The sequence below is a fragment of the Cysteiniphilum litorale genome, assembly GCF_003428165.1.
GTDB lineage: Bacteria > Pseudomonadota > Gammaproteobacteria > Francisellales > Francisellaceae > Caedibacter > Caedibacter litoralis.
This window is the reverse complement of sequence record NZ_QLIQ01000120.1, coordinates 1-1,500: the sequence shown is the minus strand read 5'-3', so window position 1 is coordinate 1,500 and position 1,500 is coordinate 1. Positions and strand designations below refer to the sequence as shown.

The window sequence follows — 1,500 nt, the reverse complement described above, 5'->3', positions numbered from 1 at the left end:
AAGCATAGGTTTATAGGGATCTTTGGGTAAGTGGGTTTTAAAATGGTTGAGTTAAAGATAAGATGAATAAAATCACAAGGAAATAAGGTAAGTAAATGAGTTGGGTGTTGGAAGAGTTATCGGGGATACAGCTGAATGACAAACGTTTGGATAAGCGCAGCAAAGAAGTGCTATCAGCGTTAAGCAAAAACCCATCACAGAGTATTCCTAGCGCTTTTTCTAGCTGGTCAGAGCTATGTGCTGCCTATCAGTTTATAAATAATAAAAAAGTGACACCTGAGAAAATCATCGCACCACACATCAACTCGACCATAGAGCGGATCAAACAACATCAAACTGTTCTTATGCCGCAGGACACAACAGAGTTAAATTATGCTTCTCATCATAAGAAGCAAGGCATAGGTCCGATACATACAGAGAAGGCAAAAGGGATGTTATTGCATCCAACGCTGGCGCTTACAACTGACAAAGTATGTCTTGGTATTATTGATGATTACAGTTGGTATAGAGAAAGTATAAGCGGTAAAAAAGACCATAAAAATAAACCGATTGAGGATAAAGAAAGCTATCGCTGGCTATTGAGTTATCGAGCGTGTGATGAAATAGCGCAACAGTCTCCGGATACTCGAATTATAAATATTGCAGATCGGGAAGGTGATATTTATGAGTTTTTTCAGGAAACAGCAGATAAGCGTAAAGATTGTAAGGCACACTGGATTATACGTTCAGCTCAAAACAGACTGCTTGAAGCAAGTGAAAATGGCGAGCCTTCAAAGCTATGGGAGCATGTAAAAGCAGAGACGAGCGTTGCTGAAATTGAGTTTGAAATAAAGGAGCGCGATAGCTCAGATAAGCGCAAGGTGAAGCAGGAAATAAAGTATAAGCGAGTCCAGATTAAGTGCCCTAAGACAAAGAACTTTGAGCCTGTTGAGCTGACTATTGTTATTGCAACAGAGATCGATCCGCCAGAGGGCAATAAAGGTATTGAGTGGATATTGCTAACAAGTCTGGATATTAGTACGGCTGAAGAAGCTTTAGAGGTTGTTGATTTTTATCTGTGTCGCTGGCAAATAGAGATTTACTTTAAAGTTTTAAAAAGTGGGTGCAGCATTGAGAAAAGGCAGTTTGTGCATGAGCACAACCTCAATGTATGTATACGTTTATACATGATTATTGCATGGCGCATTCTTTATTTGACGATGCTCAGTCGTAGTCATCCAGAAGTTAGTTGTGATGCAGTGTTTGAGGTTTGTGAGTGGCAATCAGTATATGCTGTTGTAAAGAAAGGTGTTCTACCTAAAAAGGCGCCCTCAGTTGGTGATATGATGACTATGATTGCTCAGCTGGGAGGTTATATTAAGAAACCAAATAGCAACCCTGGTGTGAAAACAATTTGGCTTGGGTTTCAACGAATGCATGACTTTGCCCTAGCCTGGTCAAGCTTTCAGACTTTACAAGGAGAAGAATTAAATGAATAGAAAAGATCCCTATAAACCTATG

Annotated in this window: 1 protein-coding gene; it reads left to right on the top strand. The window is 39.7% G+C overall.

Features of this window, described 5'->3' with window-relative positions; genetic code table 11:
* Positions 1–95 precede the first annotated feature (95 nt).
* On the top strand, positions 96–1,478 hold the full coding sequence (locus tag DNJ75_RS14790) for an IS4 family transposase (RefSeq protein ID WP_117004186.1): 1,383 nt from the start codon (positions 96–98) through the stop codon (positions 1,476–1,478).
* Positions 1,479–1,500: the final 22 nt, after the last annotated feature.